Source organism: Kitasatospora sp. NPDC056783 (assembly GCF_042789895.1).
In the GTDB taxonomy this organism is placed as follows: domain Bacteria; phylum Actinomycetota; class Actinomycetes; order Streptomycetales; family Streptomycetaceae; genus Kitasatospora.
The window spans coordinates 1-24753 of sequence record NZ_JBHUAF010000040.1 but is presented as its reverse complement, the minus strand read 5'-3'; the positions used below and the strand labels follow the sequence as shown (position 1 = coordinate 24753).

Here is a 24753-nt window from a genome sequence, read left to right as displayed (position 1 = left end):
CGCCTCACACCCGGTCCGGCACGAAACCCCTGTTCGGCCAGACCCCACGACGTGACGACCGTACAGCAACGCGAGCATCGTCCCTATACGCACCAATATCACGGCCGAGTGCGTCCCCGACGGTCAGGCGGCGACGAGGACTGGCTCCTTGGTGCGACCTCGCCGCTTCGGGGCGGGCGCGGGGAGCTGTTCGGTCTGAGCCACCAGAAGCGGCGCGAGATGCTCCGCGATGGCCCGGGCGAGACCGACGGGCACGGCGTTGCCGATCTGGCGGGCGATCTGGTCACGGTTGCCGCACCACTTGAAGTCCATGGGGAAGCTCTGCAGGAGGGCCGCCTCGAGGTGGGTGATGGGGCGGTGGAGCCACGGGTGGAGGTATCGGCCCTTCTCCGGCTTGAAGAACTCGGTCCGGATCGTCACGGAGGGCTTGTCCCGGAACATCCGGCCCATGACGTCGGCGGAGCCGCTCTTGTGCCTCTTCCAGCAGGCGGACAGCAGCTCGAACGGGATGTCGAAGCGGTTCCCGCCCTCCGGGATGGAGGTGTAGCGCTTCATCGACTTCTGGGTGATGCCGCTTCGCCGGAGGTGCAGTTCCTCCATGGAGTACGGACCCGGGACGCCGTTGACCGTCGACCCCCGCGTGGGCAGCTGCGGGGTCTGCTTCTTCAGGACGAGTTCCGAGATCGTCTGCCAGACGGTACGCGGCCGGCCGACGGTCGGTGCGGGGATCAGGAGGGCGACGAGTTCCATCTCCGACAGCTGGTCGAGCCGCTTGCCCGTGCCCGGGGTGGTGAGGTCCTTGCGCGCCCCGACGAGGATGGTCCGCCTCCTGCGCTGCGGCACACCGTGATCGTCGGCGTTGATCAGCTCGTGCCGGATGAGGTAGTCCTCGAGGAGACCCCCGGTGCGGGTCTCGTTCACGAGCAGGGCGAACTCGGGGGACCGCCGGAAGGCGTCGACGTTCTCCATCACGAAGAACTTCGGTTCGGCGGCGGCGACGACGGTCAGGTAGTGGCGCCACAGCTGGTTGCGCTCGTCGTCGGGGTCCTGGTTACCGAGCCTGGAGAACCCCTGGCACGGGGGACCGCCGAGGACCACGTCGGCCTTAGGGATGCCCGCCTCGCGCTTCACCCACTCGGCGATGTCGCCCTGGTGGATGTGAGCGCCGAAGTTCGCCTCGTAGGTGGCCGCGGCGGCCTTGTCGAGCTCGACCGCGGCGATGGGGCGGTACAGCGACTTCCCATGGCGCCTGGCGTCGACGAACCCCTTGGTCAAGCCGCCACAACCCGCGAAGAGATCGATCACCCGGAAGTCCCCGGTCCGGGGGGTCTTACCGCCGTGAGGCGGGTCGAATGCGCTGATCGTGGAGGGGGTGTCGGCCATGCAGGCACTCTAGCCGGCCGGACCTATCAGGAACAACAAACAGCACAAATTTAAACTCTACTACGCAAGGCGGGCATCGCGCCGGCCCTGATTCCGCCCCGTTCCGACGGGCGGGCCTCCCGGCGTCGGCCCACGGCCGTATCGTCGACTCCGTACCGCACGCACGACGGGTAGGGGATCATCGGTGGCTGTCGCAGTTCCCGGCGGGTCGTCGAAGCCGGGCTCGACGGACCGCGCATGGCGGCCGAAGCCGGGGCTGGGCACGACCCAGCGCTCGAAGGAACAGGACCGGGCCGCCAGCGGCCACGACCACCGTCTGGTGGACGTGGGCGAGGGACGGCTGCGGCCCGCAAGCGTCGTGCTGAGCAGGTCCGCCCGGACCGGGCGGGTCAAGGCGGCCCTGCGCTGGTACGCCGACGGACGGCCGAAGACGGTGTCCCTGGGTGAGGTGGATCACCCCACGCGAGCCGCCAACCTGCGCGAGGGCTGGCACCTGGCCCAGGAGGCCGGACTGCTCACCGAGGCCTCCCTCCCGCCGGACTCGTGGGCATCCTCCCCGGGGACCCGGGCGTCCATGCGCTCCAACACGGGCAGGGACACCAAGCCCGAGCTGCGCCTGCGGTCGCTGCTGCATCGGGCCGGACTCAGGTACCGGGTGTCCGCCCGGCCGGTCCCCACCCTGCGCCGGACCGCTGACGTGGTCTTCACGAAGGACAAGATCGCGGTCTTCGTGGACGGCTGCTACTGGCACTACTGCCCGGAACATCGCAGCGTTCCCGCGACGAACCGGGACTTCTGGGTCGAGAAGCTGGAGAAGAACAGGGCCCGCGACGCCGAGACGGTACAACTGCTGCAGGACCACGGGTGGACGGTCATCCGCGTCTGGGAACACGTCCCCGCCGAGGAGGCGGCCCGCCTGGTGATCGAACAGGTCCACCGTGCCCACGGGTCGGGCCCTCACTGATCGGAAGATCTCGGTTCGGCCTCTGATCCCGGATCCGTCGTCCCGTCAGGTCCGTTGGTCTAGAGTCCTGTCCCGTGAGGATGTGCGGGGGACGTGCACGTCCTGCCGGCAAGCGGTGACATGCGGGGGACGGACTGAAGGATCGGCACACAGCCCGAACCGCGGCCGACGGCGCCGTCGTCGGACTGCCGACGCGCGCCTTCGCGGATCACCCGGCGGGCGGCGCGGGCGCCCCCACCCACAGAAGGTTTCCCTACCCGACATCGCGTGGCTCCAGGAAGTCTCAAACTGCTCCGAGCGGATGTACGACTGGCCGCAGCGCGGAAGACCCGGACGCGAGGAGTACTCACCTGTGACGACGGAACGACTGTCCTGGACGCCGGACTCGTGCCTTGTCGAGGAGGTCGAGACCCAGTTCGACAGGGCCATCGCCTCCTACCGGGCGAACCCGCACCTCGTCTCCGAGCACGCGAACCACGAGGAGTCCATCCGGGTCGGGGGATACGCGACCCGCACGCTCCTGGAGCTGGTCCAGAACGCCGCCGACGCGATGTCGGGCGTGGGCGGGGACGAGGGCGGGTTCACCGGCCGCGTCGAAATCGTCCTCGACACGGATAACCGGACCCTCTACTGCGCCAACGACGGTCGCCCGTTCTCGAGGAACGGACTCACCGCGATCACCCACGCGCACCTCAGCGGCAAGCGGGGGGACGAGATCGGGCGCTTCGGTCTCGGGTTCAAGTCCGTCCTCGCGGTCTCGAGCGCCCCTCAGGTGTTCAGCCGTTCGGTGTCGTTCGAGTTCAACTCGCCTGTGGCCCGGGGCGAGCTCGCGAAGATCACGGCTGCCGTGAAGCGGTATCCGGTCCTGCGCACCGCGACGGTCCTCGACCCGGACGCCGCGTTCGCCGAGGACCCCGTTCTCGCGGGGCTCGCGTCGTGGGCTTCCACCGTCGTGAAGCTCTCGGACGCATCCGGCCTCGGCAGGATCCGCGAGGAGATCGAGGAGTTCTCCTCCGAGTTCCTCCTCTTCGCTGGGGCCGTGCGGGAGGTGAGGCTCAGAGTGCTCGGGCAGGACTCGTTCGAGACGACGCACACGTCCCGGGACCTGGGAGGAGGCGTCTTCAGGATCGAGGACCCGGACGGCGACGGCGACGAGTGGATCGTCGAGAACCGGATGCACACGCCCTCCCCGGAGGCCCGCCGGCAGGTCGGGGAGGCCGTCTCCCGCAATCAGGTCAAGGTCACCGTAGCCGTTCCGAGGCGTCACGCGAGGCAGCGCATCGGGCGGTTCTGGTCCTACTTCCCGCTCCAGGACCAGACCTCGGCGTCGGCGCTCTTCAACGCCCCGTGGAGCGTGAACGACGACCGGACGACGCTGCTCAGGAACGACTACAACCGGGAGATCCTCGGAACGCTGGCGGAGATGTTCGTCGACGTGCTGCCGCAGGTGGCCACACCCGACGATCAGGCGGCCCACTTCGACTACATGCCGGCGCGAGGAAGGGAACAGCTCTCCTTCGGCGACGAGTACCTATGCATGCACGTGCCGGGGATCTCTGCCTCCCGCGCACTCGTCCCCGACGCGACGGGCATCTTCCGAAGCGCCTCCGAACTCACTCCGCTGGACTTCGCCGTCGACGTCGACCAGACCGACCATCAGGCCTGGATCCAATCCCCGAACACCGGCGACGACGTCCCGCACTGGCGTTGTTACGCGTCCCGGCAACGGTTCACCCGTCTTCGGCAGATTTTCGTGGCGTCGCAGCCCCGCAGCTTCCTCGATCACGACCGGGACATGAAGCGGGCGCTGACGGAGTTGCGCAAGCGCGGGCTTCGCTCGTGGTTGCGTGAGTGGGCCGAGGGAACGGACGACGCATCCGCGGCGGGCGCGTTCAAGTTCACGCTCGGGCACCGGAGCCTGCCCGACATCGAGCTGGCCAAGGTGATCCCGACCACCGACGGCATGCACGCGATCGGCGATCGGAACACCGTTTTCCTGCACCAGGAGGAAGGAGTCGAGATCGAGGGGGCGGTGTTCGTCTCCGCCGGCTTCCTGGCACAGCCGGGAGTGGAGGCGGGCCTCCGAGGGACCGGTTTCCGGGACCTGGACCCGCTCGCGATCCTCAACGCGCGCCTCGCCGCCCTGTCGACCGAGTCGGGCGACGACGAGTTGGTCAAGCTCTGGACCGCCGTCCTCGACGTCCCCGGCGCCGTCTCGCTCAAGGCGATGGCCGGCCACCCGGCCACGGTCAAGGTGCCCACCCTCGACGGTGGTTGGGCCTGGCCTCACCAAGTCCTCGACCTCGACGAGCCGTTGGGCGAGGACCACACGGGGAGGTCCTTGGACCGCAAGCGCTGCCTGCCGGAGGTCGCCCACCGGCTCGGGGTCGTCCGCGCCCCCGTGAAGGACTACGCGCTCGAGGACGAGCCGTGCCTCGGGCAGTACCGGGAATGGGTCCTGGAGACGCTCAACGCCCGGCGGGGCCCAGGCGAACGTCCGATCCACGACATCGACTTCCTCCGCGGCGAGGGTCCGGGTCCGTTCTCCGTCCTGTTGCTCCTGCGCGACGCGGACGCGTCGAAGCCCCTGCGCGCGAGTTGGACGACCGGGCTGCTTCAGGCGGGCGACCCGGACTGGACCTGCGAAGACCTCGACACGGGCGCGGTGCACGCCGTCCGGTCACCGGTCCGTTGGGCGGTCGAGCAGGGCGGGCTGTTGCAGTCGAACCGGGGGTTCCACGCGCCCGCCGACGTGGTGGCTCCGTCCCTCGTGCGGTACGCGAGCCTGCTTCCGCTGTTCAAGGGCTCCCAGCGGGTGGCCGAGGTCCTGGAACTGCCGGACGAGCTCGACGCGGTGCCCGCCCAGGTGTTCAGGGAGGCGCTCGACGCACCGCTGTTCGATCCCAACACCCGGGACGGCGTGCTCGTGGACTTCGTCCGCACGGCGTGCCGCGTCGCCTTTCCCGGCACCCGACCTCCCGGAATCCCCGCCAGGGTGGGGCGCGTGATCGAGCGACGTTCCCCGTCGTCGGTGTATCTCGCCACCACGGACGAGCAGGAGGAGTACCTCTCCACACGTCAGCGCCCCCGCCTGAGGGTGACGGAGGAGCAAGCCGACGAACTCGTCGCGCTGGCGGGTTGCGGCCGGTTCGAGGACAGCTTCGCCTTCTCGATGATCGTCGAGGGCGTCCAGGAGAGCGAGCGGGTGCTCGACGTCTTCACCGGGCTCCGCGGCACACTCGTGGCCGACCGCCTGGCCGACGCCACGATCACCAAGGCCGTCCAGGTGGTCAAGCGGGTGACCAGGGACGACGGCGTCGAGGACGACTCGCTCGAGTGGCACCTCGGCGGTCATGATCTGGTCGCCCGCGGCGACGTGGACGACCGACGCCTCCTGCACATCGTCAACGACGCCTTCGAGCTGCGTCTGACGAACGCCGAGCTCGAGGACGTCCGCAAGACCGGCGTCGGCGACAAACTCGAACTGCTCCGCCAGGAGGCCCTGGCCGCCGCGAGCGACGAGGAGCGGCTCGACGTCTACCTCGGCCCCGACGACCTGCGCGACGCCTTGCCCAAGGGCCTTTGGCAGGCGCTCGAGGCGCAGGATCTGGTCGACGACGACACCTCCGTCGCCGACCTCTTCCTCAAGGTCTACGGCGCGGACTCGATCAGACTGCTCATCTCCCGGTTCCAGGAGATGGGCTTCCCCGACGTTCCGGCGACGTGGGCCGGCGGCGCCTTGACCGTCTCCTGGCTGCGGAGGATGGGGTTCCCGGCCGAGTACGCCGGCCGTCGGACCGACCACCAGCCCGCCGAGTTCGTCGTCCCGGGCGCCGTGAAGCTCAACGACCTCCACGACTTCCAGGCCGACATCAGTCGTCGGCTGGCCGACGTGCTCACGCTTCGCGAGGAGGGCGGCCGCCATCGGAAGGCGATGGTGGAACTGCCCACCGGCGCGGGCAAGACCCGTGTCACGGTGGAGACCGTGCTCACGCTCTTCATCGAGGGCCGTCTCCGCGGCCCGGTGCTGTGGATCGCGCAGTCGTCGGAGCTCTGCGAGCAGGCCGTCCAGACCTGGAGCACGGTGTGGCGGGGGCTCGGTGACGAGCGTCCGCTGACGATCGGGCGTCTGTGGGAGAACAACGTCGTACACCAGCCGGACACCGAGTTCAGCGTCGTGGTGGCGACGGACGCCAAGCTCGACGTCGTCCTGGGCGCGGCCGAGTACGAGTGGTTGAGCAGGGCCTCGGCGGTCATCGTCGACGAGGGGCACCGTGCGGGCGGGTCCGAGCGCTACACCCGGATCCTGAACTGGCTCGGCGTGGCCGGCCGCGGCTGGGAACGGCCTTTGGTGGGACTCTCCGCGACGCCCTTCAAGGGCAGGTCCGCGACGGGGACCGCCGCTCTCGCCAGCCGGTTCGGCAAGCACAAGCTCAAGGCGTTCGAGGGGAACGTCTACGAGGAACTCGTCGCGCGCGGAGTGCTGGCACGGGTCGAGCACGAGGTACTCGACGGCATCAAGGTCGTCCTCAAGGACGAGGAGCGTGACGAGGCCACACGACTGCGACGCATCAGCCCGGCCGTCCTGGACCGCATCGGCCAGAACCACGTCCGCATGAAGACCCTGGTCGAGGACATCATCAGCCGCGATCCGGACTGGCCGGTGCTCGTGTTCACCCCGAACGTCCTGTCGGCCCAGGTACTCGCCGCGACGCTGCGATACCGCGGCATGGAGGCGGCCTCGGTGAGCGGGCAGACCGGCCGGCAGGAGCGCCGCGACATCATCGAACGGTTCAAGGCCCGGAAGATCCGTGTCCTGGCCAACTGCGACCTGTTGATCCAGGGCTTCGACGCACCGGGCGTGCGGGCCCTCTACATCGCCCGTCCGACCTTCAGCCCCAACGCCTACATCCAGATGGCCGGCCGCGGCCTGCGCGGCCCGAAGAACGGTGGAAAGGAGATGTGCCTGATCGTGGACATGGCCGACAACTTCGGAGGAGACGTCAACTCGTTCCTCGGGTACCGCGAGTACGAGGACCTCTGGCAGGAGCAGCGCGCGTGATCCTGGTCCCCGGTCTAAAGGACATCGAGCGCAACGCCGCGAGCAACGCCGAGCTCCGGCTCGCCCGTCTGCTGCGGGACGTGGAGGGCGACCCCGAGGCCGTCGCCTTCCACTCGGTGCGGTTGCGCTCGCACGCCTACAAGCAGCGGGCGGAGGCGGACTTCGTCATCCTGTGGAAGAAGGTCGTGATCGTCGTCGAGGTGAAGGGGGGCGGGGTCGGCAAGCACGACGGGAAGTGGTACAGCGTCGACCGACGTGGCGACTGGCACAAGTTGTCCGACCCTCCGATGAAGCAGGCCGAGTCGGCCATGTACGCGCTGAGGGAGGTCCTCCAGGAGGAGGGCGCCGGCTGGTTCGCGCACGAGGCCGTTGTCGTCACGCCCGACATCCCCACGCCCCCGCACGCGATCGAATGGCCCCCGACCCACTGGCTGGCAAAGGACGACATGACCGTCGCGGGGCTGACGGCCGCCCTCGACGCGATCGCAAGGGCGTCGGCTGCGCCTCCGGGGAACCGGAGGCTCGCCCGGCCGGAGGAACTGCGCACACGCCTGTTCGGGGAGTTCACGCGCATGCCCGTCGTCGACGCCCAACGCGGCGCGGTCATCGAGGAGCAGAACCAGGCCACCGCCGACCAGGCCCGGGTCCTCGCCTCGATGGCGCGCAACCCGCGGATCATGGTGTTCGGCGGCGCCGGCACGGGCAAGTCACTCGTCCTCGCGGAGGCGGCCAAGCAGGAGGCGGACCAGGGACGCTTCGTCCTGATCACCTTCCACTCCCCCGAACTCCTGCGATTCTTCGCCCCCCACGTGGTCGACCTCGACATCGACGTCGTCCCGTTCCACCGACTCGGGTCCGACAAGACCTACGACGCCGTGTTCGTCGACGAGGCGCAGGACCTGATGACCGCCGAGGCGATGGACACGCTCGACCGGGTCGTCGCGGGCGGACGCGCCGCGGGCCGATGGCGCATGTTCCTCGACATGAACAACCAGGCGCACGTCGACGGGAACTACGACGAGGACGTCCTCGAACTCGTGAGGCCCGAGGCCTCCCTGTTCGACCTCAGCCTCAACGTACGCAACACCCGAGCGATGGTGCACATGGTCCAGGAGTATCTGGCCGCCGACGTCGGGGACCCGGGCATCGTGCACGGTGAGAAGGTCCAGTGGCACGCACCCGACGGGGACGCCGACGTCGACGAGGCCGCGGCCGTCGCCCGGAAGCTGGTCGCCGACGGAGTCCGCAAGGACGACGTCTGGATCGTCGACGTCGCGTCCGGTGCCGCTCCGGCCAGGACGGGCGACGGATTCGTCGTGACGAGCCCGCGGTACGCCAAGGGCCTGGAGGCGGAACACATCGTCGTTTGCGGTCTGCCCACCGCCTTCGACGACGCCGGGACGGCGGCGCTCTACGTCGCGGTGACCCGCGCCCGGGTCTCCTTGCACGTCGTCGCGTCCAAGGACGACAGGCGGCGCCTCCAGCAGCTCGTCCGACACCGGTCGGAGACCGCATGACCATGACCGCGGCGCAGAGGAACGCCCTGAAACACCTTCGAGCGGCCTACGTCGGACCGGACGGCGGCGACGACGAGGTGGTATTTAACCTGCCGGACCGGCAGTACGCCGTCGGGATGCTGTTCCCACCGGCGCCGCCCCGTCCTCCCGTCGCCGAAGCGGAGTCTACGGCCGGGATCGCGGACGACGACGTCGAGACGGACGTACCCCGGGGAGAGGTGGAGGAGGGAGGCGCATCCGTGCCCCTCGCCGAGGACTGGCGCCCGTCGTCCGTCGCGATCTCCTTCGTCACGGACCAGCCCACGGTGCTCTGCAACTTGTTCGCAGGCACGTACGAGCCGGTCGCGGACGACGGTCCGCCCCGCTGGCGGCGCCGCCCGTTCTCCCGCGAGGGTCTGGAGCTCGCCCAGAAGCTCGCCCCGCACGCACTCCGGGCGGGCGACGTCGAGTTCGAGATCGGCTCGAGGTGGCGTCCCTACGGAGACGCCCATCTGGTGACGGTCCACGCACGCGTACGGTCGCAGTCGCAGGACAACGACCGGAAGGACATCGCCCGGATGCTCTTCCAGGTCGAGCTCCAGGCCAGGCCGGCTCCTGGCGGCCGGATCCTGGAGTACGACGTCGCACGGTCCTTCGACGTGGACGACGAGTCGGCGGAACTGCGCCTTCGTTACCGCGACAAGAAGGTCTACGCGGTGGGACACGGCATGGCGGCCGACTGGAAGGTCGAGGACGGCGTGTGCACGAGCGTCCTCCTGACCCCAGTGCCGTCGTTCGTGGTGCCCGCCGTGGAAACGGTCGGGTTCGACGTCGCCTCGGAGGCCGCCCGGGCGCTGCTGCTGGAGAACCTGTCACGGATCGACACCCAGCCGGAGGAGGTCGTACCGATGCTCGACGCGTTCGTCCGGTCCTTCTCCGACTGGGTCTCGGAGCAGCAGGGGCGCGTCGAGTCCTTCGGCGCGGACGCCCCAGTCGCACGGGCGATCACCGACCGGGCACGCGCCGCCGCGGACCGGATGGCGGACGGCGTCGATCTTCTGCGAGACCCGGGGCAGGAGAAACTGAGGACCGCGTTCGCCCTGGGCATGGCCGCGATGAGGCTGCAGATGCGCCAGGGTTCGATCAGACGCGAGGGGACCGCGGAGAACGTGGAGGAGCCCCGGTGGCGTCCCTTCCAACTCGGTTTCCTGCTGGTGGCGCTGGCCTCGACCGTCGACGAGACGCACGACGACCGGGAGCTCGTCGATCTGATCTGGTTCCCCACCGGTGGCGGCAAGACGGAGGCCTTTCTCGGTCTCGCGGCGGTCGAGATCTTCCGCCGCCGGCTCGTCCACGGGGCCAAGGGCGCCGGCACGGCGGTCATCACCCGCTACACGTTCCGTCTCCTGACGGCCCAGCAGTTCCAGCGCGCGGCCTCGCTCGTCTGCGCGATGGAGCTGCTGCGGCACGACGACCCGCGTGCGGCGGGGATGGCCCGGTTCTCCATCGGACTCTGGGTCGGCAACGAGGTCACCCCCCGGTCGAGGGCCGACGCCAAGGGCGCCCTCGACCGCCTCCACAAGGCTGCGAAGCCCGAGGAGGCGAACAAGTTCCAGATCGAGGGGTGTCCCTGGTGCGGGGTCCCGCTCGTGCCCGAATCCAGGAGCATGGACCGGGGCCGATACGGCTTCCGACTCGTCGGCAACGACGTCCTCGTCCACTGCACGGACGGCGCCTGTCGGTTCAACCGGGGGCTCCCGGTGGCCGTGGTCGACGAGGTCCTCTACGAGGACCCGCCGACGATCCTGCTGGCGACCGTCGACAAGTTCGCCCGCCTGCAGTTCAACACCGCGGCGGGCGCCCTCCTCGGCCTCGGTAGGCCGTACCTGCAGCCGTCGATGATCATCCAGGACGAGCTCCATCTGCTCTCGGGCCCGCTCGGCACGACGGTCGCCGTCTTCGACGCCGTGATCCAGCTACTCCTGAGCCGGGGCCGCACCCCACCCAAGATCATCGCCTCGACGGCCACGATCCGCGCCGCCGCCGAGCAGGTCCGAGGACTGTACGGGCGCGAGGTCGCCCTGTATCCGCCAGCGGGACTCGACGGCGACCGCACCTTCTTCTCCCGCCCCGTCGAGAGCGGCGTGGGCCGTCTCTACGTCGGCCTGATGCCGCAGTCCCTGTCCCAGGTCTCCGCGGTCATCTCCGCGGCGGCGCCGCTCATCGAGATCCCGGAGGTGCTCGCCCGGACCCCCGACTCGGAAGGGACGCGCGACTCGTACTGGACGACCGTGATGTACCACAACAGCCTCCGCGAGCTCGGGCGCACCGGGACACTGGTGGTCGACGACGTCAACGGGCGTCTCGAACCGCGCTCGGACCGGTTGGCCCTGCCGCTGCGCCGGGTCAGGGCCGAGCGGGTGCTGGAGCTCACCAGCAGGCGGGGCCCGGAGGAACTGCCCAACGACCTGCGCGAACTCGGCCGCAGTGTCGACGGCGGCGACGACGCCGTCGACGTCGTCCTGTCCTCCAACATGCTCTCCGTCGGCATCGACATCCCCCGCCTGGCCCTGATGCTGATGGTCGGCCAGCCGAAGACGACCTCGGAGTACATCCAGGCCACCAGCCGGGTCGGCCGCGGGGAGAACAACGGCATCGTCACGACGCTGTTCCGATCCAACCGGGCACGGGACCGTTCGCACTTCGAGTCCTTCCGCGGTTTCCACGAGGCGCTCTACCGCAACGTCGAACCGACGAGCGTCACCCCCTGGTCAACGGCGTCCCGCGACCGGTCGTTGGCGGGCGCCCTCGTGGCGCTGCTGCGGCACTCGCTGCCGTCCCTCGCCGCGAACGACGCCGCGGACCGCCTCGACCTGGACGACGACCGGATGCGTGAGGCGGTCGAACGAATCGTCTCGGCGTTCGTCGCCCTGGTGAGCCGCTCGGAGGACGTCGAAGCCGAGGAGACCGAGGCGCAGGTGTGGCGGCTGCTGAACGAGTGGGACCACCGCGCGAATCGCGCCCGCGACGACCACGCCCCGCTGCTGTACGAGTACAAGAAGTCCGAGGACCGGGCGCTGCTGAAGCGATTCGACCAGAACAGGGAGGGATGGCTCGTCGGCGACTCGATGCGGTCCGTCGAACCGAACGTCGCCGTACAGGTACGCGAGCCGTCGGAAGGAGCCGACCGTGGAACGAATCCTGCATGACCTGCGTCTCTCGGAGACGATCACGCCCTTCGGAGTGGGAGCCGTGGTGGACGTGCTCGGGGAGTCGCTGATCGCCCCCGACACCTCGTGGTGGGACCGCAGGCGGGCCCCGGAGATCAGCTGCGACCGGCTGCTGGCGCGGCTGGGCGCCGGCGTGCTGCGCCAGGCGCCCGCTCACGCCGGGCGGGCGGCCAAGGACACCGACCATCTGCTCTACTGGCGCTTCCCCGCCTGGCGGTTCTGCGAGCAGTGCACGCGACTCTCCAAGGTCACCGGCCGGAAGAACGGCCGCTGGATCAACAAGTGCGACTGCGGCGGCGCGCTCGTGCCGATGCGCTACGTCGCCGTGTGCCGCAAGGGCAGCCACATCCAGGACATCCCCTGGTTCAAGTGGGCGCACCGCGGCTCCGACGGCGGCGTCACCGAGGTCGTACGACACTGCCGCGCGTACACGGAGCTGAAGTTCGCCCGCTCGATGCGGCACGGTGAAGGCCTGGCCGCGCTCCGCGTCCACTGCACCGCGTGCAAGCGTTCCCGCCCGCTCTCCGATCTGACCGGCGAGGACTCCATGCACCGCGACTACATCCGTTGCGACGGCACCCAGCCGTGGGAGGAGCCGAAGCCCGGGGACGCCTGCGACCACCGGCTCGTCGCCGTCCAGCGCGGCGCCACCGGCAACTACATCGCCGAACGCCTCTCGGCCCTGGACATCCCCGAGGAACGTCCGCAGTCCGCCCAGGTCGCGGAACGCATCCGAGGCCACCTCTACTTCGACAAGGTCGTCGCCGACAACGGCGGTCCGCAGGCGGAGATGGTGGCCGGATGGATCGCGGACGAGGTCGGGGCGACGGCGGAGGAGGTCCTACGCCTCGCGGCCGGGGACGACGACTCCGCGGACACCCCCCTCCTCGACCTGAAGGACGGCGAGTGGGCCGCGTTCCTCGGGAAACTCGAAGCCGGAAGGGACGACGGCGCGGGCGACTTCGTCGTCGACGGCTGGAAGGTACCCGCCGACCCGAAGTGGCCCTCCTCGCTGACGAGCCGGCTCGTCGGCGTCGGTCAGGTCCGACGCGTCCGCGAGGTACGGGCCCTCAGGGGCTTCCGACGCCATGACGCCGAGGCCGACCTCATCCCCGCCGACCTCGGCCCCGACCGGCGCCGCATGCCGGTCTACCCGGCCGTCGAGGTCTTCGGCGAAGGGATCTTCCTCCGTTTCGACGAGGAGCGGCTCTCGCGATGGGAGGACCTGCCGAAGGTTCGCGACCGGGCCGAGATCCTGGTGGACCGACGCGCGTCGAGTCAGTGGGCCCATCGGCTCGACACCCCCGAGCCCCGCTTCATCGCCCTGCACACGATCGCCCACCTGCTCATCCGCCGGCTCGCGTTCGCCAGCGGCTACGCGTCGGCGGCACTCCAGGAAAGGGTCTACGCCAATTCCGACCGTCCGGACCACACCGCCGGGATACTGATCTACACCGCCGCCGGCGACGCCCAGGGAACGCTCGGCGGACTCGTCCGCCTCGGCGCGCCCGACAAGCTCCTCCCGTTGCTGCTGGCCGCCCTCAACGACGCGGACGTCTGCTCGAACGACCCTGTGTGCATCGAGAGCGACCACCAGGGCTCCTCCTCCTTGAACCTGTCGGCGTGCCACGGCTGCGCGCTCGTCAGCGAGACCTCGTGCGAGACGGGCAACCGCCTGCTGGACCGCCAACTCGTTCTCGGCGGCCGGGACGTGCCCGGCCTCCTCGAAACCGTCCTCGACGAGGCTCGACGCGGGGCGACCGTGTAGCGCGACGGTCTCGAACGAGTGCCCCCGCGTACATCAGATCTTCCCGGGCACCGGGGCACTCGGCGGCAGCCTCTGCAAGCGCGCGGTTGCGCAGGTGTCCTTGCCCGGTCTCCCTGGCAAGGGCACCTGCGCAACCGACTGCCGCCTCTATGCTCCTGCTCTGCGACGCTCGGGTGCTGGCGAATGGAGTTCAAGCATCCCAAAGCAGGCAACAGACAGAGCAGTACGGCGTCCGTGGAGTGGTGTAGCAGGGATCTTGGTGCAACCCCTGGTCATGAAGCTGTCGGCAATTCTCCGAGTTGGTGCTCGTTGAAAGGAGAGGTGCGAGATGGCCTTTCCCTAGTCTGCCCTACTCCGTCTCATGGAGTCACTGCGTACAGCGGACGGAATCGAGTTGATCAGGACTATCGCCCAGCGGATCCTGCAGGAACACATCGAGGCCGAGGTCACCGCCCGGATCGGCGCGGAGCGGGGCGAACACACCGAGGCCCGCATCACCGCCTGGCGCAACCGTCGCTGGGACAAGCCCCTGACCACGCAGGCCGGCCACCCGGAACTGGCCATCCCCAAGATACGCACTGGCTCCTTCTTCCCGAGTCCGCTGGAGCACCAGCGCCGTATCGACCAGCCCAGCTGCCCCGCCATTCGGTGACACCGTGAAGGCGATCCTGCGGCGGTAGGCGTTCGGTGGCCACGCAGGGCTGCATTCCCCCGCGACCTCCGTCACGAGATTCCCGGCCCGAAGTCCGTCGCCCACCCGGTCCGCGCGAGCACCACGTCAGCTGGAGAGGGGGCCAACGAGCCCGAGCGGCAGCTGCCCCTGACCCCGACGTGCCCAGATGCGTCGCCTCTCGCGGCTACGCCCACGAGATTGGCAGAGCGCGCACCAAGCGCCGCTGGGTCAAACCTGGCTCCGAGTCGGATTGGGGTGAGCACCGTGTCGTGCGCTGTGGGTGTACTTCGGGCCCCTTTGCTCGGTGCGACTTCGTGGCTGCTTGGCGGGCATGCATGTGGTGGAAGTTGTTTGCGTGAAGGGAGAGTTCAATGGTGAGCACTGCGGCTGAGTTCGAGCGTGGGCGGGTCTATCGGCGCTGTGGCTGCCGAGGCGCGGATCGACGTCCGATCGGGGCGCGCTGCCCGCGGCTGGCAGCGGATGAACTGCACGGGAGTTGGGCGTACGCGGTGGACATGCCGACGAACGGGGAGGGGCGCAGTACTCGGCGGCGCAGCGGTTACGGGTCACGGGAGGATGCCGTGTACGCACTGCAGGGCGTACTGAACGCGGAGGCGACGGGTGTGTTCGAGGACCGCAAGCTGACGGTCGGTGTGTTCCTGCTGGAGTGGGTGGCGTTGAAGAAGCGGACGCTCAAGCCGTCCACCGCGGCCGCCTACGACAAGTGCGTCCGCCAGGAGCTTCTCCCGGTGTTCGGCCGGATGCGGTTGAAGGACCTGAATCCCCGGCATGTCGCCGCCTGGCAGGCCGACCTGCGTCTGCAGGGCCGCGGCACGCCGACGGTCTACCGGCTGGGGGCGACGCTGCGCAGCGCCCTGAGCCATGCCGTCCACAAGGAGCGTCTGATCGGCTACAACGCGGCCGAGGGTGCCATCGGCGCGCGGCCGGCGGCGGCCGAGCGCCTGTGCTGGACCGCGGTGCAGGCGGCGGCGCTCCTGCGTCACAACGAGCTATACTACCGCGACCAGGTCGCCGACGTGTTCGAGGTGATGCTGGGAACCGGGATGCGACGCGGGGAGGTGCTGGGGCTGCACTGGGAGGACGTCCACTTCATGGAGCGGAAGATCTTCGTCCGCTGGACCTTGGCCACCATCGACAACAACGAACTACACCTGTGCGCGCCGAAGACCAAGGCGAGCAAGGACTGAGTCAGCGTCAACCCACGGGTCCTGGCCGCGCTGCAGCGCCAAGCCGACCACCAGCAGTCTCTGCTGCCTCCGGGAGCGCCGTTGCGTGGACTCGTCTTCGCGGACGTCGACGGAGCCCCTCTGCGCCCCCAGTACCTCCTGGACCAGCTGCGCCGCCGCTAGACCGAGGCCAGGCTGCCGCTGATCGCGATTCACGACCTGCGGCACACGGTAGCGACCATCATGATCACCTCCGGGGTGTCCATCGCCATCGCGTCGAAGGCGCTGCGTCATTCGACGATCGCGACGACCATCAACATCTACGGGCACCTGCTCAAGCACGCCGCGGACGACGCGGTCAACGCACTCGCCCATGCCTACGAACTGGCCGCCACGGACCTTGATGACTGGCCCGGTTTCCAGCCCCGCCACGCTGCTTGACCGGCCCGGGTGTCAGCTGCCCAGGAGTAGATCGGCCACCGTCTGGGGGACGGTGAGCGAGACCTGGCCAGCCAGCCAGTCGACACCGGTCTGGTGGGCCGCTATCACCTCGGCCTGCCAAAAGGTGAGCGGATCGTGCTCCCGACCTGTGAACGGCTCCGTCTCAAGTAGCGGGAGCGCCATCTCAACCAGGTGTACACGCCCGGCGCACTCCTCTTCAGCGAGCCGCCATGCCTGGTCGATTGAGGCCGTGATGAGGCGCTGGACGCTGTCCAGCGCCTCATCACGTGCCTTGCGCCGTCTGCCGAACGCTTCGTAGACCGCTGCGGACGCCGCCCATACGCTGTCCGCCACCCGTGCCTCGCCTTCGGCGCAAGCGCTCTGCCAGCGCATCCACGCCTCCAGCAGCAGCCACTCCCCGTCGACCCCCCAACTCCCCGCACATGCCGGCAGCCCTTCCCGCAGCCCGACCGGCACGGGCAGGGCCGCCACGCAGGCAGCCGTCAGCAGTTCGCGAGGGTCAACGCGGCGGGCAACCGCTCCGCGAGCCTGCTCGACCGCGCCGGTCAGCGCGGACAGCCTGGGCCCTGCCCAGAGCTCCAGCCAGGGGAAAGCAGCAGCGGCCGCAAAGCCCTCAAGCGCGCGCGTCTGCGCGCGCCGCCACACCCGCACCGCCTGGGCGGGCTCAGCGCCCGCAGGCCCTGGTGTCGGCACCGGGCCGCCAGCGCGCCGTCGCCCGCCACCACGGCGGGAGTTCTCAGCCCTGCCACCGCGACCGCGAACTCGCCCACGGGATGGTCTGCCGGCAACATCCACGCGCAGGACCCGCACAACGGCCCGGCCGCGAGCTCGACACGGCCCAGCCACGCACCGGGCCCCAACTGGCGGCATTCCCGGTCACCGTGAAGCACAGCCCGACCCCCGGGAACGCTGTAGCAGTCCAGGAGGAGGGAACCCAGCGAACCCAGGGGCACGTCATCGCCGAAGATCTGCCCCAGCCGCACCCGGCGCGCCCCACCCCTCAGCACACCGTCTCCGAAGCCCGCGGCCTGCCGGGCCCCTTTGCGCCCCAGCAAGGAGGACCGCCTGGCCAGGGCGATTCCCGCCTGCGTGGTGGTCGCATGGTGGTCGCAGACCCTCGCCTTGCGGGACCGCCCCCGCGCCGACATCCGACCCAGAAAATGCGGACAGAGCGAAAGAAAGCTCACAAATTGAACGATGCTCACGCCCGGCCTCGTCAACCCCGCGACGCGAGGTCACCCGCCACAGGACGTCGTGAGTGGTTAACGATCCGGCCACCGATCGGGCCACGTGCACCAACTCCAGCCATACAGCAGCGAGTTGACCAGGTCAGCCCGCGCCCGGCTGCGATCCGCGACCGGACGAGGTGCGACCACCCCGCGACCATCACCCCGCGACACGCACAAAAAGGCCGTCCCCATCCTCAGATGAAAACGGCCTCCGACCTGCGGATTCGCAAGTCGGGACGACAGGATTTGAACCTGCGACCCCTTGACCCCCAGTCAAGTGCGCTACCAAGCTGCGCCACGTCCCGTGGTCTCGGCGCCCGGAGCAAGGGCCTGGGGGGCTCTGCTGTGGGCTTCTCGACCTTGTCTCCGGTTGTCCCGGCGACGTGGAAAACAATACAGCACGTCGGGGGGTGCTCGCTGCCAGGTTCGGGGGCCGGTGGGTCAGGGGGTCGGGTGGCGGGCGTCGTAGGTGAGGAAGGCGGGGCGGCGGGCGGCGAGGAGGAGGACGGCGGCGACGCAGGCGAGGCCGCCGGTGATCACGGAGGTGGCGGGGTTGGTGAGGGCGGCGACGGTGCCGGACTCGAAGTCGCCGAGGCGGGGGCCGCCGGCCACGACCACGATGAAGATGCCCTGGAGGCGGCCGCGCATCTCGTCGGGGGCCGCGACCTGCATCATCGTGTTGCGGAAGATCATGCTGACGGTGTCGGCGCAGCCCGCGACCGCGAGCAGCAGGAGGCCGAGCCAGAGGTTGTGGAGGGCGCCGAAGGCCGCGATGGCCAGGCCCCAGGCGGCGACCGAGGCGAGGATGGCGATGCCCTGGCGGTGTACCCGGCCGACCCAGCCGGAGAAGAGCGCGCCGACCAGGGCTCCGACGGCCGGGGCGGAGACCAGCAGGCCGACGGTGCCGGCGTCGCCTTCGTAGAAGGTGACCGCGATGGCGGGGAAGAGGGCGCGCGGCATGCCGAAGACCATCGCGGCCAGGTCGGCGAGGAAGCTGGTGCGCAGGTTGGGCTGCTCGCGCAGGAAGCGGAGGCCGTCGAGGACGGAGGCGCGGCCCTTGCGCTCGCCGAGCGGCCGCATGGCGGGCAGGCGCCACATCGCGTAGAGGGTCGCGGTGAAGGCGACGGTGTCGACCAGGTAGGCGGCCTGGGCGCCGTACGCGCCGATGAGGACGCCGCCGAGCATCGGGCCGACGGTGAGGCCGAGGTTCATGCTGACGGTGTTCAGGGCGTTCGCCGCCGGGAGCTGGTGGCTGGGCACCAGGCGGGGGATCATCGCGGAGCGGGCCGGCGAGCTGAGGGCGAAGAAGCCCGCCTGGACGGCCACGGCGGCGTACAGGACGGCGACCAGACCGAGGCCGGCCAGTGCCTGCGCGGCGAGGACGACGGAGACGGCCGCCAGGCCGCCCGAGCCGATCAGGCCCAGCCGCCGCCGGTCGACGGTGTCGGCGATCGCACCGCCGTAGAGGCCGAAGGCGACCAGTGGGACCAGGGAGAAGATGCCGACCAGACCGGTCGCGAAGGCGGAGCCGGTCAGGTCGTAGACCTGGACGGAGACGGCGACGGCCGTCATCTGCTGGCCTATGGAGGAGACGGCCTGTCCGGCCCAGACCCGGCGGTAGTCGGGGCTGTCGCGCAGCGGGCTGAGGTCGGCGAACGCCCGCCGGTACCAGGGTGAGGCGGCGGCCGGCGTCGGCCCCGGCCCGGAGCCAGGTTCAGGATCGGGGTCGGGTCCGGGTCCAGGGTCGGATTCGGGCTCGACGGAGGAGGGCGAAGGCGACGGAGTGGAATGTTGATTGTCCGACATAGTCCCCCATGCTCCGCCCCTCCCCCGGCCACCCCGGCACCGGGGCCCGCCCGAGCGCGGCCCCGGAACGGTCCCGGCACGGCCCGGACACGCCCCGGGCGCCCCTCCGGCGCATCCTGGGCGACTCCAGCGGGCCCCGGTGTCGGAGAGGCCCACGGCCGCTACCGGCTCAGCACCTGCCTCTCCCCCGCCTCCACCGCGAAGTCCAGCCGGTTGCCCGGCGGCGGGAACGGGCAGATGAAGTGGTCCGAGAAGGCGCACGGCGGCAGATAGGCCCGGTTGAGGTCGAGGACGGTACGGCCCTCGGCGTCCGGCGCCGGCAGGGTGATGAAGCGGAAGCGGTAGGTGTCGACGCCACTGGTCGCGTCCGCGATCACACCGCTGAGCCGCTTGCCCGACCGGCTGACGGTCAGCGTGCGGTGCTCGCCCGCCACGGTGAAGGCGATCTGCCCGGTGATGGCCAGCGGACGTTCCTTGCCGTCGGCGTTCGGGACCACGACCGACCGCACGTCACCGTCCGCGAACGGGGTGAAGACGGCGGGCACGGCCCACTCGGGCGCGTACGGGTAGGCCGAGATGCCCGCGAAGGCGGTCCTGCGCGGCGCGGCCGGGTCGAGGACCCGCAGGGCCAGTTCGCCCTCGCGCTCGATCGGGACGAGCAGCGCGTCGCCCAGCGTGGCGGTGCCAGCGGCCGGGTCGGTGTCCGGACGGAGCAGCACCTCGCCGTCCACCGGTGCGGCCGCGCCGTCGACCGTGATGCCGTCGGCCGCCGCCGCCCGGAGCCGGACGCCCTCCGCGTCGGCCCACCAGAGCCCGGGCAGTCCGGGGATCCCGGCGGGCTCCGGCTCCAGCCAGTGCGTGCCGGTGAGTGACAGCGGGCCGTGCGGCGCGCTCACCGACGCCGCCCGGCCGTCGCTCCAGTGCTTCCAGTCCTCCGCGGCCGTCGCCGTCATCGGTCCACCCTCCCGGTCGGTCCGCGGACGGCCCGCGGTTCGGGCCGCCCGTCTCGGTCATTCACAACGCCGTCCACGCGGACGGATCATTCCCGTCGGCCCGAGACCGCCGAAACCGCAACACGGCGGCAACGCGCCGACACGCGGCACAACACGGGGCAAGGCACCGAACACAACACGGCGCGCGCGGCACCGGGCGCGGGGCGCGACAGGGCGCCGGGCGCGGCACCCGGCACGGCACGGGCCACATCGATCACCTACCCGTCACGGCGCTTCAGCGGCCGGAACAGCCCCTCCTGCACCACGGACACCACCAGCTGCCCGTGCCGGTCGAAGATCTGCCCGCGCGCCAGGCCGCGCGCGCCGTGCGCGATCGGGGACTCCTGCTGGTACAGCAGCCAGTCGTCCGTCCGGAACGGCTGGTGGAACCACATCGCGTGGTCGAGCGAGGCCATGTCGAAGTTCCGCTCGCCCCACAACGGCTCGACCGGGGCCCGGACGGCGTCCAGCAGCGTCATGTCACTGGCGTAGGTGAGGGCGCAGACGTGGATCAGCGGGTCGTCCGGCAGCGGGCCGTTGGTGCGGAGCCAGACGCCGCTGCGCGCCTCGACGCCCTCCAGTTCCTCCTCCGTCCAGCGCAGCCGGTCCACGTAGCGGATGTCGAAGGGCTGGCGGCGGCTGATGAACGGGGGCAGCTCGCCGAGCCGGGAGCCGACCTCGTCCAGGGCGCTGGGCAGTTCCTCGGGGCCGGCCACCGGCGGCATCGGGTACTGGTGCTCGATGCCGCCCTCCTCCGGTCTGTGGAAGTCGGCGGTGAGCGCGAAGATCGACCGGCCGCCCTGGATGCCGAGCACCCGGCGGGTGGTGAAGGACCGGCCGTCGCGGATCCGGTCGACCTGGTAGACGATCGGCACGCCGGGCACCCCGGGGCGCAGGAAGTAGGCGTGCAACGAGTGAACCGGGCGCGCGTCGTCCACGGTGCGCCCCGCGGCGACCAGCGCCTGCCCGGCGACCTGGCCGCCGAACGTCCGCTGCAGCGCCTCCTCGGGGCTGCGCCCCCGAAAGATGTTGAGTTCGATCTGCTCAAGGTCGAGCAGATCGACGAGGTCGTCGACGGGGGTACCCATGCTCACCCTTCCTCTCCGGACTCCGAACGAATTCTCCAGCTCACTCGAATACTCTGGCGACCCGGGTCATTCCCGCGCAGCGGGTCGGAGCCCCCAGTTCACTCGAACGAGTAGCCGAAACCGTCGGCGGGGACCCACCGCTACACCGCCGGCCCCGACTGCCGGACCGTGATGTTGAGCCGCCCGACCAGCCCCAGCGCCGGATCGGCCGTCCCCGGCAGGGTCCGCACCACCCCGTGGTACGCGAACCGGGCCGGACCTCCGAAGACCAACAGGTCGCCGCCGCGCAGTTCCAGGTCGGTCCACGGCCGGGTCCTGGTCTCGGTGTTCCCGAGCCTGAACACGCAGCCGTCGCCGAGCGAGAGCGAGACCACCGGCGCGTCCACGCGCTCGTCGCGGTCCTGGTGGAGGCCCATCTTCGCGCCGTGCGCGTAGTGGTTGACGATCGCGATGTCCGGTTCGTACGACGCGGCGCCCGCGATCTCCCCCAGCGCGGGCCCGTAGGCCTCGGCGACGGCCCTGCGCGCCAGCTCCCCGAGCACCGGCGGGAACGGCTTGACCGGCGCGCCGTCCTCGGCGACCGTCCGGTAGCCGTACGGGTACCAGTGCCGGCCGAGGCTCACCATGCGTACGGACATCATCCCGCCGGTGGGCATCCGCACGGTGTGCAGGCCGGCCGGCGGGCGGGCCCAGTCCCGGCAGGCGGAGACCAGGCGGCGCTGGGCGTCGAGGTCCAGCCAGCCGGGGAGCAGGACGGCTCCGGGGGCCGGCTCGGAACGCCGGCGCGCGCCCGAGGCCCCGCCCGGGTCACCGAACAGCTCGCCCTGGATCACCCCGCCATCCTCCCGCACCGGGACCCCGCGGGCCCGCCCGCGTCCGGAACCGCCCGTACCGACGCCGACGGCCGCCCTCCCGTCCGGCGGAGGGATCCGCGCGGCGGGAGAGCGGCCGTGGACGAAGCCGGGCGCGTCGCCGCCCGATCGGGCGGGCGGCAGCGGTGCGGTGGAGCCCCGGGCAGCGGCTGTCAGCCGCGCACGGAGCTCCGGGGCGCAGGCCGCTCAGGGCACTCGGGGCGCTCAGGGCACTCGAATCGCCCGAACACCCGGGGGGAACCTCAGATGCTGAGGGTCTGGCCCGGGAAGATCAGGTCCGGGTTGCCGCCGATGACCTTGGCGTTGTTCTTGTACAGGTCGTGCCAGTCCAGGCCCTGCGCGGCGGCGATGGAGCTCAGGGTGTCACCGGCCTTGACCGTGTAGTCGCCCTTGGCGGCCGGCTTGGCGTCGTTCGAGCCCTTCCAGGACGTGGCGCCCTGGTCGGCCTTCGGCGCGGCCTTGCGGATGTCGGCCTTCGGGGCGGCGGCCTTCGGCGCAGCGGCCTTCGGGGCGGCGTCGTTCTTCGGCGCGGCCTGGGCCTTGGGGGCGGCCTTCGGGGCCTCGGCCGGCTTGGCGGCGGCCTTCGGGGTCTGCGCCGGCTTGGTGGCGGTCGAGCCCGCCGAGGTGTCGACGGCGGCCGGGGCGCCGCCCTTGGTCAGACCCGCCTTGACGGAGCAGACCGGCCAGGCGCCGGGGCCCTGCGAGGCGAGGACCTTCTCGGCGACGGCGATCTGCTGCGCCTTGGTGGCCAGGTTGGCCTGCGAGGCGTAGGCGGTGCCACCGAACGCGGCCCAGGTGCTGGAGGTGAACTGCAGACCGCCGTAGAAACCGTTGCCGGTGTTGATGGCCCAGTTGCCGCCGCTCTCGCACTGGGCGACGGCGTCCCAGGTGGAGACGGAGGCGGCGGAAGCCGAGGTGGCCGTGACGAGGCCGGCCACCGGCAGGGCCGCGACAGCGGCGCCCGCCACGACGGCCATCCGAACGCGGTTGCGCTTGGTGGCGGCGGAGGTGGTGGCAGCGGCGGTCTCGTGACGGAAGGTCATGGGGTTCCTCTCGACAGCCCCGGGCGGGCATGCGGAACCGGACCCTGGAGAGGGCCGTGTCCCGCTTGCCACGTCCGTCGGACGGCCGTGCACGTGTCGGACGTGCCGCTGCCGCCCTGGCCACCCAGCCGCTCGCCGACGACCTGTTCGAGCGGTCGCGTCGGCGGGCACCTGCCGCGCCCGGCGAACCGGGGGGCTGTGCGTCGGGGGTGAACCCGGGTGGCGCTCGTTGCGCCGCCCAAGAAGCTACGAGCCGGTCGGCGGGTAGATCAAAACTCCGGCGGTCTGCCCAGCTCAGCCAAGGGTTACCGCCGGTAAGACCCAAAGAATCATGACCGTAATGTCCGATTTAGCCATCGATTCCTAGATCAAACATCCAGGCGGCGTGACTCACCTCACCAAGCCGTTCCGGCAGTCCCGGTACCGACATCGACAGATTGCGACCACGGGAGCACTCCTCGCGGTCGGATGCCGAGCAATTCCCGTCAGCCTCGACCGGCACCCGTGACGCCTGACACAAGGGCCCGTTGGGCATGTCGACCTCCCCGTGTCCGCCCCCGAACCCCATCCACACCCATCCGAGGAGACCCTGTGCCGCGCATGCTCGACGTCAGCGACGAGGTCCGGTCCGAGATCGGCGACGACGAGGCCGACCGCCTGCTGGGCGGCGACCGCGCCCCCGACAGTTACGAATGCACCTCCTGCCGGACCCCTGGCGACACGCACCTGGATGCCACCAGCACCGTGCTGTTCGTCGGCGAGGAGACCGCCGTCCTCGCCTTCGCGCACGCCCGCTGCATCCCCTCCCAGGTCGTCCCGGTCTCCGAGGAGCAGCTGGCCGGCGCCGTCCGCAGCATCAGCCAGTCGCACACCGGCGCCCCGGACCTCGCAGTCCCCGCCGTCGCGCGGCCCGCCCCGGCGCCGTCCCCGGCCGCCCCCGCCGGGCCCGACCCGGCCCGGCAGAGCGCGCCCGGCCAGGCCGCCATCCTCGGCATCACCTGCGGACTGGTGCTGCACGGCAAGGTCGGGCACGCCTCACTGGTGGTCGAGCCGACCGGTCCGGTCGGCCGTCCCGGCAGCACCTCGGGCGAGGACGAGTTCCTCGACCTGCTCCAGGACGCCGGCTTCCAGCCCGTCACCGACCTGGACGAGACTCCGGAACAGCTGCCCGGCTGGTCGGTCCTGGTCGCGATGGGCAAGCTGCACGCGGTCCTCCAACCCGCCGCGGCCGGCGGCAGCACCGGCTGGTGGCAGGCGCACCAGCCGCTCCAGGTCACCGACGCCTGGCGGATGGCCGCGAGCCAGCTCTCCGAGGTGACCATGTACGCCGTCCCGGCCGGCATGGTCGGACGTCAGCCCCGCGAGGACCTGCTGCGCCAGGCGCTGGAGCGGGCGGTGGCGCTGGGCCAGGTGGTCGCCGCCTCCCTCCCGCTCGCCGGGACCTGATCCGCCCCGGTGCCCCGCCCGCCGGAGGGCGGCCTCCTGCCCGGGGCCGCCC

At 70.7% G+C, this 24753-nt stretch carries 16 protein-coding genes and 1 tRNA gene; 9 read left to right on the top strand and 8 right to left on the bottom strand.

What is annotated here, in order from left to right:
• Positions 1-123: 123 nt before the first annotated feature.
• The gene (locus ACFRMQ_RS09270) at positions 124-1383 is read right to left on the bottom strand and encodes a DNA cytosine methyltransferase (RefSeq protein ID WP_380728605.1); all 1260 of its coding nucleotides are present in this window, start codon (positions 1381-1383) and stop codon (positions 124-126) included.
• Positions 1384-1567: 184 nt separating this feature from the next.
• On the opposite strand from ACFRMQ_RS09270, the gene ACFRMQ_RS09265 reads away from it, so the two are divergent.
• From ACFRMQ_RS09265 to ACFRMQ_RS09230, 8 genes are all read left to right on the top strand, one after another.
• On the top strand, positions 1568-2347 hold the full coding sequence (locus ACFRMQ_RS09265) for a very short patch repair endonuclease (protein ID WP_380728603.1): 780 nt from the start codon (positions 1568-1570) through the stop codon (positions 2345-2347).
• A 352-nt stretch (positions 2348-2699) separates the two neighbouring features.
• Positions 2700-7409 carry a sacsin N-terminal ATP-binding-like domain-containing protein gene (locus tag ACFRMQ_RS09260; RefSeq protein ID WP_380728601.1) on the top strand — a complete coding sequence of 1570 codons (4710 nt, stop codon included), beginning with the start codon at positions 2700-2702 and terminating at the stop codon, positions 7407-7409.
• Entirely contained in the window at positions 7406-8926 is a 1521-nt protein-coding gene (locus ACFRMQ_RS09255; protein ID WP_380728599.1) for an NERD domain-containing protein, read from the top strand. The genes ACFRMQ_RS09260 and ACFRMQ_RS09255 overlap by 4 nt, the downstream gene beginning before the upstream one ends.
• Entirely contained in the window at positions 8923-12114 is a 3192-nt protein-coding gene (locus ACFRMQ_RS09250) for a helicase-related protein (protein ID WP_380728597.1), read from the top strand. Before ACFRMQ_RS09255 ends, ACFRMQ_RS09250 begins: the two co-directional genes overlap by 4 nt.
• A complete protein-coding gene (drmB, locus tag ACFRMQ_RS09245) occupies positions 12095-13903 on the top strand; it encodes a DrmB family protein (protein ID WP_380728595.1) in 1809 nt (602 codons plus the stop codon). Before ACFRMQ_RS09250 ends, drmB begins: the two co-directional genes overlap by 20 nt.
• Before the next feature lie 361 nt (positions 13904-14264).
• Positions 14265-14555, top strand: a complete 291-nt coding sequence (locus ACFRMQ_RS09240) for a transposase (protein WP_380728593.1) — start codon at positions 14265-14267, stop codon at positions 14553-14555.
• A 602-nt stretch (positions 14556-15157) separates the two neighbouring features.
• Positions 15158-15784, top strand: coding sequence for a tyrosine recombinase XerC (xerC, locus tag ACFRMQ_RS09235; RefSeq protein WP_380728591.1), 627 nt, complete (start codon positions 15158-15160; stop codon positions 15782-15784).
• A 174-nt stretch (positions 15785-15958) separates the two neighbouring features.
• The gene (locus ACFRMQ_RS09230; protein ID WP_380728623.1) at positions 15959-16204 is read left to right on the top strand and encodes a tyrosine-type recombinase/integrase; all 246 of its coding nucleotides are present in this window, start codon (positions 15959-15961) and stop codon (positions 16202-16204) included.
• Between the two features lie 12 nt (positions 16205-16216).
• Here ACFRMQ_RS09230 and ACFRMQ_RS09225 read toward each other — a convergent pair whose 3' ends face one another.
• The 7 genes from ACFRMQ_RS09225 to ACFRMQ_RS09195 all read right to left on the bottom strand — a co-directional run bounded on the left by ACFRMQ_RS09225 (position 16217) and on the right by ACFRMQ_RS09195 (position 23255).
• A complete protein-coding gene (locus tag ACFRMQ_RS09225; RefSeq protein ID WP_380728589.1) occupies positions 16217-16870 on the bottom strand; it encodes a hypothetical protein in 654 nt (217 codons plus the stop codon).
• An 815-nt stretch (positions 16871-17685) separates the two neighbouring features.
• A tRNA-Pro gene (locus tag ACFRMQ_RS09220) sits at positions 17686-17759 on the bottom strand.
• 136 nt (positions 17760-17895) lie between these two features.
• Positions 17896-19260, bottom strand: coding sequence for an MFS transporter (locus tag ACFRMQ_RS09215; protein ID WP_380728587.1), 1365 nt, complete (start codon positions 19258-19260; stop codon positions 17896-17898).
• A 161-nt stretch (positions 19261-19421) separates the two neighbouring features.
• The gene (locus ACFRMQ_RS09210; RefSeq protein WP_380728585.1) at positions 19422-20213 is read right to left on the bottom strand and encodes a DUF1684 domain-containing protein; all 792 of its coding nucleotides are present in this window, start codon (positions 20211-20213) and stop codon (positions 19422-19424) included.
• A gap of 257 nt (positions 20214-20470) precedes the next feature.
• A complete protein-coding gene (locus ACFRMQ_RS09205; protein ID WP_380728583.1) occupies positions 20471-21340 on the bottom strand; it encodes an acyl-CoA thioesterase in 870 nt (289 codons plus the stop codon).
• A 140-nt stretch (positions 21341-21480) separates the two neighbouring features.
• Positions 21481-22170 (bottom strand): alpha-ketoglutarate-dependent dioxygenase AlkB family protein, encoded by a 690-nt coding sequence (locus ACFRMQ_RS09200; protein ID WP_380728621.1) that lies wholly within the window; start codon positions 22168-22170, stop codon positions 21481-21483.
• Between the two features lie 284 nt (positions 22171-22454).
• Complete coding sequence (locus ACFRMQ_RS09195) at positions 22455-23255, bottom strand: transglycosylase family protein (RefSeq protein WP_380728581.1); 801 nt, start codon at positions 23253-23255, stop codon at positions 22455-22457.
• Between the two features lie 600 nt (positions 23256-23855).
• Between ACFRMQ_RS09195 and ACFRMQ_RS09190 the strand changes: the two genes are divergently transcribed.
• The gene (locus ACFRMQ_RS09190) at positions 23856-24701 is read left to right on the top strand and encodes a hypothetical protein (RefSeq protein ID WP_380728579.1); all 846 of its coding nucleotides are present in this window, start codon (positions 23856-23858) and stop codon (positions 24699-24701) included.
• Positions 24702-24753 lie beyond the last annotated feature (52 nt).

Excerpts from the sequence above, each read along its gene's own strand:
- ACFRMQ_RS09270 (WP_380728605.1), bottom strand. The coding sequence starts at position 1,383 with ATGGCCGACACCCCCTCCACGATCAGCGCATTCGACCCGCCTCACGGC.
- ACFRMQ_RS09250 (WP_380728597.1), top strand. The coding sequence starts at position 8,923 with ATGACCATGACCGCGGCGCAGAGGAACGCCCTGAAACACCTTCGAGCG.
- ACFRMQ_RS09240 (WP_380728593.1), top strand. The coding sequence starts at position 14,265 with ATGGAGTCACTGCGTACAGCGGACGGAATCGAGTTGATCAGGACTATC.
- ACFRMQ_RS09215 (WP_380728587.1), bottom strand. The coding sequence starts at position 19,260 with ATGTCGGACAATCAACATTCCACTCCGTCGCCTTCGCCCTCCTCCGTC.
- ACFRMQ_RS09210 (WP_380728585.1), bottom strand. The coding sequence starts at position 20,213 with ATGACGGCGACGGCCGCGGAGGACTGGAAGCACTGGAGCGACGGCCGG.
- ACFRMQ_RS09205 (WP_380728583.1), bottom strand. The coding sequence starts at position 21,340 with ATGGGTACCCCCGTCGACGACCTCGTCGATCTGCTCGACCTTGAGCAG.
- ACFRMQ_RS09195 (WP_380728581.1), bottom strand. The coding sequence starts at position 23,255 with ATGACCTTCCGTCACGAGACCGCCGCTGCCACCACCTCCGCCGCCACC.
- ACFRMQ_RS09190 (WP_380728579.1), top strand. The coding sequence starts at position 23,856 with ATGCTCGACGTCAGCGACGAGGTCCGGTCCGAGATCGGCGACGACGAG.